Origin of the sequence: Candidatus Erwinia dacicola, assembly GCF_001756855.1 — a bacterium.
Taxonomy (GTDB): Bacteria; Pseudomonadota; Gammaproteobacteria; order Enterobacterales; family Enterobacteriaceae; genus Erwinia; species Erwinia dacicola.
This window is the reverse complement of the sequence record NZ_MAYS01000085.1, coordinates 1-7,477: the sequence shown is the minus strand read 5'-3', so window position 1 is coordinate 7,477 and position 7,477 is coordinate 1. Positions and strand designations below refer to the sequence as shown.

Annotated in this window: 9 protein-coding genes and 1 pseudogene; 2 read left to right on the top strand and 8 right to left on the bottom strand. The window is 52.4% G+C overall.

Annotation, left to right across the window (positions count from 1 at the left end):
- The 6 genes from BBW68_RS02410 to BBW68_RS02385 all read right to left on the bottom strand — a co-directional run.
- On the bottom strand, nucleotides 1-381 hold a 381-nt coding region (locus BBW68_RS02410; protein WP_070133853.1), incomplete at its 3' end, for a flavodoxin.
- A gap of 9 nt (nucleotides 382-390) precedes the next feature.
- A complete protein-coding gene (locus BBW68_RS02405; RefSeq protein ID WP_070133852.1) occupies nucleotides 391-1,152 on the bottom strand; it encodes a carboxymuconolactone decarboxylase family protein in 762 nt (253 codons plus the stop codon).
- Entirely contained in the window at nucleotides 1,130-1,609 is a 480-nt protein-coding gene (locus BBW68_RS02400) for a (R)-mandelonitrile lyase (RefSeq protein ID WP_070133851.1), read from the bottom strand. The genes BBW68_RS02405 and BBW68_RS02400 overlap by 23 nt, the downstream gene beginning before the upstream one ends.
- 65 nt (nucleotides 1,610-1,674) lie before the next feature.
- On the bottom strand, nucleotides 1,675-3,132 hold the full coding sequence (locus tag BBW68_RS02395; RefSeq protein ID WP_070133850.1) for a heavy metal sensor histidine kinase: 1,458 nt from the start codon (nucleotides 3,130-3,132) through the stop codon (nucleotides 1,675-1,677).
- 15 nt (nucleotides 3,133-3,147) lie between these two features.
- Nucleotides 3,148-3,828, bottom strand: a complete 681-nt coding sequence (locus tag BBW68_RS02390; RefSeq protein ID WP_070133849.1) for a heavy metal response regulator transcription factor — start codon at nucleotides 3,826-3,828, stop codon at nucleotides 3,148-3,150.
- A 15-nt stretch (nucleotides 3,829-3,843) separates the two neighbouring features.
- Nucleotides 3,844-5,010: an aldo/keto reductase gene (locus BBW68_RS02385; RefSeq protein ID WP_186821248.1), complete on the bottom strand. Its 1,167-nt coding sequence runs from the start codon at nucleotides 5,008-5,010 to the stop codon at nucleotides 3,844-3,846.
- 272 nt (nucleotides 5,011-5,282) lie between these two features.
- Here BBW68_RS02385 and BBW68_RS02380 point away from each other — a divergent pair, with 272 nt between their 5' ends.
- Entirely contained in the window at nucleotides 5,283-6,308 is a 1,026-nt protein-coding gene (locus BBW68_RS02380; RefSeq protein ID WP_420835323.1) for an alpha/beta hydrolase, read from the top strand.
- A gap of 55 nt (nucleotides 6,309-6,363) precedes the next feature.
- On the opposite strand, the pseudogene BBW68_RS02375 reads toward BBW68_RS02380, so the two are convergent.
- Both BBW68_RS02375 and BBW68_RS18650 read right to left on the bottom strand, forming a co-directional pair.
- Nucleotides 6,364-6,805: pseudogene (locus BBW68_RS02375) on the bottom strand (integrase core domain-containing protein); the annotation flags it as partial.
- Nucleotides 6,802-6,924 (bottom strand): transposase, encoded by a 123-nt coding sequence (locus tag BBW68_RS18650; protein ID WP_162475692.1) that lies wholly within the window; start codon nucleotides 6,922-6,924, stop codon nucleotides 6,802-6,804. The gene BBW68_RS18650 and the pseudogene BBW68_RS02375, both read right to left, overlap by 4 nt.
- Before the next feature lie 436 nt (nucleotides 6,925-7,360).
- Between BBW68_RS18650 and BBW68_RS20480 the strand changes: the two genes are divergently transcribed.
- Nucleotides 7,361-7,477 (top strand): IS1 family transposase (locus BBW68_RS20480; RefSeq protein ID WP_420835322.1); only part of this gene is annotated, 117 nt, incomplete at its 3' end.

Sequence of the window (7,477 nt, the reverse complement as noted above, 5' to 3'; positions counted from 1 at the left end):
TTGCACTACAGGCGGCACGCTGGTCCCCCAGATCGGAAAGCCTAAATACACGGTCTCGTAGCGTGCGATATCTGCAACGCTATTTTTTAGCGCCGGTTTTACGCCTCGCTCACGCTCATTTTTCGCCTGTTCAACGGTCTGAAAATAGTCTTCCGGATAAGGGGTAGCCGGTTCGATTTCAAACAGATCGGTATTCAGGCTGCGATGAATGACGCCCGTAATGACTCGTGTATTTCCGCTGCGGGAAAAGTACGCCACCAGAACACGGCTTTTACCCTGCACGTTTGTGGTGCCGGTCGCAGCTGATGCCAAAGAAATGTTCGCCAGCGTGAGCCCGGCAAGTGCGGTGATTAACATTCTGCGGTGGGGATCATGCTCCATAACACACTCCTAATTGTTTGCGAGCGCCTGCTGTAGCGCCTTTTCAGCTCGCGTTGCGGCATCACTTTCGCCATGTTCACGCAGAGCGTGTGCCAGCTGGCGCAGCTGCGCTGCCGTCAGGCCGACCCGCATGCTGGCTCGCGTATGCGACAGCAGTTGTGATTCGACGCCCGGCGTGGCCGCTAATGCGCCAACCGTTGCCAGCTCGCGGCTTTGCCAGTCGAGGTTATCGCGGGCAAAAATGGCGCCAAACAGATGCGTTTGCAGGAACTGGTTAATGACCGGGGCAAAATCAAACAGCGGGCCCTGGACGGGCGCGCCTGAGATTTTCGTCTGGTTTGCGGTACCGACACGGCGAAGCTCATCCCCGACAGGGATCGAGGCAACCGGTTCTTTACCCTCAACGTCTTTGATACTACGTTGTTTACGTGCTTCGACGACCTTCATCAGTTCATTAAGCGCATTCAGGCTGCGAGGGAAGCCCGTGTAAGCATAGAGCTGCACGAGAATCTCTTTGGCTTCGTTTATCGTAAGTCCGGCGTCGAGTCCCTCATTCAGGGCGGCATTCAGTTTATCCATCTGACTGCTGGCCATCGATGCGGCAATCAACGGGATGGCCTGCTGGCGGGCTGACAATGTGTCTGAAACGGTTTGTTCGTGGTTCATTTCTGAGGCTCCTTTGTCGACGGGCGCAGCATGTGTCGTGAGACAAAAACCAAAGGTCAGCAGTACCGCTGCCGCTAATGCTTTAATGGGCGTGGTATTGTTCATCTGTCACTAACTCCTTCCAGTTAACGCTTTTGCCATCCACAATCCCGGTTATCGCCAGATGCGTCATCGTGCTGCCAGGCGCCGCTCCGTGCCAGTGTTTGACGCCCGCCGGGCAAGAGACAACGTCGCCCGCGCGGATGACCTGTACCGGCTGGCCTTCCTGCTGGGTGAGCCCAACACCCGAGGTCACAATCAGCCGCTGACCTGCGGGATGCGTATGCCAGGCGGAACGAGCGCCGGGTTCAAAGGTGACATAAGCGCCGGAAACGCTAATTTCGTTATCAGGTTTGAAGAGAGGATCAACCCTGACGCGACCGGTAAAATTCTCCGCTGACCCATACACCGCGTTCTGGCTTCCGGCGAGGGCAATATGGACAACGGGATTTTGCTCTGCAGCCCAGGATGAAAGGGTGAAGAAGGGCAGTAACATCCCGAGGCAACGTAAATGTCCGATCATGCAAAGCGTCCTTATCATTGAAGAGGCGGATTGCCTGCGATGATTTTATCGAGAGGGTAATGACGTCAGGCTGACGCCTCCCTGACAATTCTGTCAGTTATTCCGGGTCCCGGCTCAGCGCCGGATTGAGCATTGTCCGCCACTTTATCCGCTTGTATCACAAAGGTGAGGCCAAAGGTATTGATGCCACTTTCACTACGGGCAAAGACATCTCCCCGGTGCATAATGGCGACGGCGCGTACGATCGACAGACCCAGCCCATGGTGGGTATAACTTCTCGCTCGGGAAGTGTCAACGCGATAGAACCGCTCGAAAAGCCGGTGTAAGTGCTCTGGTGCTATTGGATCGCCAGGATTTGACACTTCAACACAGGCCTGATGACCTTTTTCGCTTAAGCGTACCGTAACCGTGCTGTTGGAGGGTGAATGCCTTGCGCTGTTTTCCAGTAAATTAGCCAGTGAGCGGTGGAACAGTCGCCGATCGATGTGTGCGGTGACATCTCCCTCTACATCCAGAGAAAGCTGTTTTTCAGCAAAAGAAGGCTCTACATACTCCGCTGTTTTCAGCGTTTCTTCTCGCAGGGACACCTTAGTTAGTTGGGACGCATGTTCACCCGCGTGCGCATGAGACAGGAACAGCATGTCGTTTACGATAGACGTCATGCGTTCAAGTTCTTCCAGATTAGAACCCAATAATTCTTCCAGTTCATCATGCGAACGTCGGCGTGAGAGGCCCAGTTGCGTCTGGCCGATAAGGTTTGTCAGCGGGGTACGGAGCTCATGCGCAACATCGGCGTTAAAGCTTTCGAGCTGCCCCCAGGCGACCTCTTGCCGTTCCAGCACACCATTAAAAGATGATGCTAATTGCTGTAATTCGTCAGGTAATGCTTCGGTATTCAGGCGTTGACCATGGTCCCCGGGAGCGAGTTGCCGGGCCTGTTTACTGAGCGCCCCAACGGGACGAAGACCGATCCTTGAAACGACGTATCCCAGCAAGGCGACAATCACTACGCCCAGTGCGGTAATGATCAGCAATGTACGCGTGAACGCATCGAGTGTGCCCATGTACGGCGTGGAGTCGATGGCAACCACATAGCGCAGCTCAGGTCTTTCACCGTTGGCGGGGATAGTTTTCACTAACAGAAACAGCGAGCATGCACCTTCTGATGCACCGGGCACTTTATTAAACCCTTCCTGCAAAGAAGACCACTGAACACCTACCGGTGGTGTTCCCCCCATGCTAAAGCGTGGGTTATGGCTCACTATCCAGTAGCGAACGCGTTCACCTTCAGAATTGGTTAACACGTTGAATTTATTAGCCAGCGTCGACCAGCCGTCAGCCGAGGTTCGTGCGGTGATCCACGGACTCATTAATGATTCCCGGAACAGCAGTTCGTTGTGCATCTGCTTTTGCAAAGAGTCATGCAAGGAGCTTCTGAGCAGAATACCGATAACGGACACAATCAGCAGCGCGGATAAGGCAAACATCAGCGCCAGGTGTACGGAGATGGAACGCTCAGGCATGCTTATCCCCTTCACTTATTCGGACCGGACTTCGAGGACATAGCCCATGCCACGAACGGTATGCAGCAGTTTGATATCGAACGGAGCATCCACTTTGGCCCGAAGTCGTTTAATGGCCACTTCAACCACGTTGGCATCGCTGTCAAAATTCATGTCCCATATCTGCTCCGCAATCATCATTTTTGACAGAATCTCCCCCTGATGCCGGGCCAGAAGGCTCAACAGGGAAAACTCTTTAGCGGTCAGCTCCAGTCGCGTTCCGGCGCGAAATACGCGGCGAGCCAGTAAGTCGAGATGCAGATCGTGAATTTGCAGCTGGGTGATGTCTGCGCCATCCGTAGCGCGGCGACGCACCAGTGCCTGAATACGCGCCACCAGTTCAATAAGCGAAAAGGGCTTAGGGAGATAATCATCTGCGCCAAGGCGAAGCCCTTTAACGCGCTCATCGATCGAACCCCGTGCCGAAAGCATCAGCACAGGCGTCTGTTTTGCTGCGCGCACCCCCTCGAGTACCCGGTAGCCGTCCATCCCCGGCAGCATCACATCCAGTATTATCGCGTCGTAGTCGAACTCCAGCGCGTAATGAAGTCCTTCCGCGCCATCTGCAGAGACATCTACCGTAAACCCGGACTCACCCAGCGCACGGGAGAGATAGGTTGACGTTTTTTCTTCATCTTCGACTAACAACAGGCGCATAACGGGACTTCCATCTTAACTTTTCAACGGTGCTTCAATATCGGAATAAACCTGCACAGCATCTGGCAGACGTTGCCCCTGGATAGTGATCACATCCAGTGAGCGGGTAAGCTCGGTCATCTCAGCGGAAGTCAGCGATACGCCGGTAGCCGCTGTGTTTTGCAGCATATGGTCTTTATTGGTGGTGCCAGGGATGGGAACAATCCAGGGTTTACGCGCCAGGAGCCATGCCAGCGCAATCTGTCCCGGTGCGGCATTTTTTTGTATTGCCCAGGATTTCAGTAGTTCAACCAGCTGTAAGTTGTGTGGCAAGTTTTCAGGCGAGAAACGCGTTTCTGTCGCGCGGAAATCACCGGCAACGAACCGGGTATTCTCATCAATCCAGCCCGTTAAAAATTGCACGCCGAGTGGGCTCCATGGCACAAAGCCAATGCCCAGCTCTTCACACAGCGGAAGTACCTGCCTTTCAGGGCCACGCCAGAGCATGGAGTATTCACTTTGTACGGCAGTAACGGGTAATGCCGCATGGGCGCGTTTCAGCATGTTGATGCCCATTTCAGACAGCCCCCAGTGCAGGACTTTCCCTTGATCCATTAAATCTTTCACCACACCGGCGACATCTTCGATCGGGATCTGCGGATCAACCCGGTGTTGATACAGTAAGTCGATGCGATCGGTACGCAGGCGTTTGAGCATATTGTCGACGACCTGCCTGATATGCTCCGGCCTGCTGTTAAGGCCCGGCAGACGCTTACCCGTCTGTTGGTCAATGTTCCAGCCAAACTTGGTGGCGATAACGATTTTGTCCCTGAACGGGGCGACGCCTTCTCCGAGAATTTTTTCAACTTCAAAGGGGCCGTAGGCTTCAGCAGCGTCAAAGAACGTTACCCCTTCATCAAATGCCCGATGGAGAACATTGATCATCTCAGGACGCCAGGGAACGGAGGTGTCGTATTTACGACTCATGTTCTGCACGCCCAGACCGATGGCAGAAACTTCCAGTTTCCCGAGTTTACGCTTGCCAGGAGCTGAAGGGCGTTGGCTGGATTGTCTGGATGAATCGACCTGAAAGGTTTGGCTCGTCGCTGACACGTGCGGGATCAGCGAGGCGGCGGCAATACCCGCCCCGGCGACTAATAGCTTGCGTCGCGCTGGCATTGTTGGGCCATTCTGGCTTTTCATTGATCGCTCCTTTTCTCAGAAAATTGAACATGAATCACATTAAACGAGAGCATTCTGCCTCCTGATTGCCAACATAAAGCTGACAGTTACCTGACAGCGTTGTCAGAAACACTCACCATCCCGGTCCGTTTCCTGACGAAAATGTTATTTCCCCGTCACGGTGCTGACAGCCCTCTCCCCCTAGTCTGAGCCTGCAAATTTGATTCTGCGAGCCTGTATAACCAGGCCGACACTCATCAGGAGAGACCATGAAATTCACACTTATCAGTGCAATGCTACTCACGGCAATGGCTGGAGCGACCTTAGTCAATGCGGCTGATTACAAAAAAAATCCATTCACACTCGTCTATGACGGTGCCATTACTGAGAACGTCGAAGGCAAGGTCAACATTCATCCGGTGAAATACGATCTGAATGGCATCCAGATTGCTGCGAATGTCTATACTCCTGCTAACTATGATCCCGCCAAAAAATATCCTGCGGTGGTGGTTGCACATCCTAATGGCGGCGTAAAAGAGCAGGTCGCCGGGTTGTATGCTCAGCGACTTGCCGAACATGGGTACATCACGATTACCGCCGATGCAGCTTATCAGGGCGCCAGCGGTGGTATGCCACGCAACGTGGATAAACCGGCTAACCGTATTGAGGATGTTCACGGTATGGCTGATTACATCAGCCAGTATCCGGGAGTTGATACTTCCCGCCTCGGTTTGCTTGGCATTTGTGGAGGCGGAGGGTATTCACTCGTTGCTGCCGAGACTGACAAGCGGTTCAAATCGATTGCAACCATCAGTATGTTTAATTCAGGTCTTGTACGCCGCAATGGTATGCAAGATTCTCAGCTGGACACTATCCAGCAGCGTCTTCAGCAGGCTTCTGACGCGCGCGCTCAGGAAGCGACCGGAGGCGAAGTGCTTTACTCCGGTGATGCAAACCTGACTGATGAACAGATCGCTAAATTACCTTTTGCCTTATATCGACAAGGCTACGAGTACTACTGGAAAACCCAGGCACACCCAAACTCAACGTTTAAATACACCACAAGCAGCCTGTTAGACCTGATGAGCTTTGACGTAACGGATCATATGAATCTCATCAATAAACCACTGCTGATGATTGCCGGTACAAAAGCGGATACGCTCTATATGACTAAAGATGCGTTTGCTAAAACCACCGGTACGAAAGACAAAGAGCTCTTCCTGATCGAAGGCGCTACCCATATCGAGACGTACTGGGTTCCTAAATACGTCGACCAGGCAATGCAAAAGTTAGACGTCTTCTTCGATAAGAATATTTAGTTAGCCCCCGATGACGCCCCAGCCCCGCAGGCTGGGGTATGTGCATCTGTAGTGGTCAACTAATACTGGCTACCGCATTAGACTGTATATAGTACAGTCGCTCCGATTTGTTCGGCGTCAAGCCGCCGTTGTACCAGTGAGGCCGCACAGCGCTGTAATAGCCGGTGATATAGCGGATTATCGCGCTCTGAGCTTCGCTGACGCTGTTGTAACCCTTCGGCGGCATCCATTCGGTCTTCAGGCTCCGGAAGAACCGCTCCATTGGCGCATTATCCCAGCAGTTACCCCGACGACTCATACTCTGCTTTATCTGGCAGCGCCACAGCGCCTGCCGATATTGCCGACGGGTATCGTGGCTGCCCTGGTCGCTGTGGAACATCACTCCCGCAGGACGACCACCTAGCTCCCATGTCATCTGCAGCGCTTATGACGGTCAGTGCCGAGTCCGGCGACGTTGACATGGCCCAGCCCACCGGTTTACAGGCGAACAGATTCAGCGAGTCAGAGCGGAATGGCTGACATTAACCGCTTCGGAGGCTTTAACGAATGTGTAGCCGTGGTCGACAATCAGTTTTGCAGCTTCCAGCTTAAATTCAGCTGTGAAATGTTTAGCCATTTGATCACCTGTCGTGTTGTGAAGGTGAGCATATCACCTCCGATTAGGTGGCGGGGTCTGAAGTCCAATGAAACGGAAACGTACGTTAGTGAAGTAACTAACTGATATATCATAACATGATGGACGTAGAGAAACGCCATTAAAATGGTGTCTTTTTAATCGAAAATTGGATTTAACGGACAGTGTTGTCTACTGATTTATTTTTCAGACGTTCGTTTTTTTTGCTTACAGTACGTTTTCGTACAGTTGGCCCTCAAACCCCTACATCAGAAACGGGAAGCATATTTCAAAATATCTCTTTTTGATTCTTTTTATTGGATTAATCCCATTTATCTCTATTTTTATCCTGTTAAGATAAAAATCTTTATATGAAAATTTGGTAGTGCCTCTGAATGGTTGGATTTTGTGATATTCTGCCATTATTTGAGGTGTTGTTATGGCTACCGTAACTGTCCATTCTCCCCGCTGTGATTCCGATGTAGTTTACCGGCATGGACTCAGCCCGACTAAGCGTGAGCGATTCCGCTGCCAGTGTTGTCGCCGTGTATTCCAG

Bases quoted from the DNA above. Each gene is read 5' to 3' on its own strand.
- BBW68_RS02405 (WP_070133852.1), bottom strand. From the start codon at position 1,152: ATGAACAATACCACGCCCATTAAAGCATTAGCGGCAGCGGTACTGCTG.
- BBW68_RS02400 (WP_070133851.1), bottom strand. From the start codon at position 1,609: ATGATCGGACATTTACGTTGCCTCGGGATGTTACTGCCCTTCTTCACC.
- BBW68_RS02395 (WP_070133850.1), bottom strand. From the start codon at position 3,132: ATGCCTGAGCGTTCCATCTCCGTACACCTGGCGCTGATGTTTGCCTTA.
- BBW68_RS02390 (WP_070133849.1), bottom strand. From the start codon at position 3,828: ATGCGCCTGTTGTTAGTCGAAGATGAAGAAAAAACGTCAACCTATCTC.
- BBW68_RS02385 (WP_186821248.1), bottom strand. From the start codon at position 5,010: ATGAAAAGCCAGAATGGCCCAACAATGCCAGCGCGACGCAAGCTATTA.
- BBW68_RS02380 (WP_420835323.1), top strand. From the start codon at position 5,283: ATGCTACTCACGGCAATGGCTGGAGCGACCTTAGTCAATGCGGCTGAT.
- BBW68_RS18650 (WP_162475692.1), bottom strand. From the start codon at position 6,924: ATGGCTAAACATTTCACAGCTGAATTTAAGCTGGAAGCTGCAAAACTG.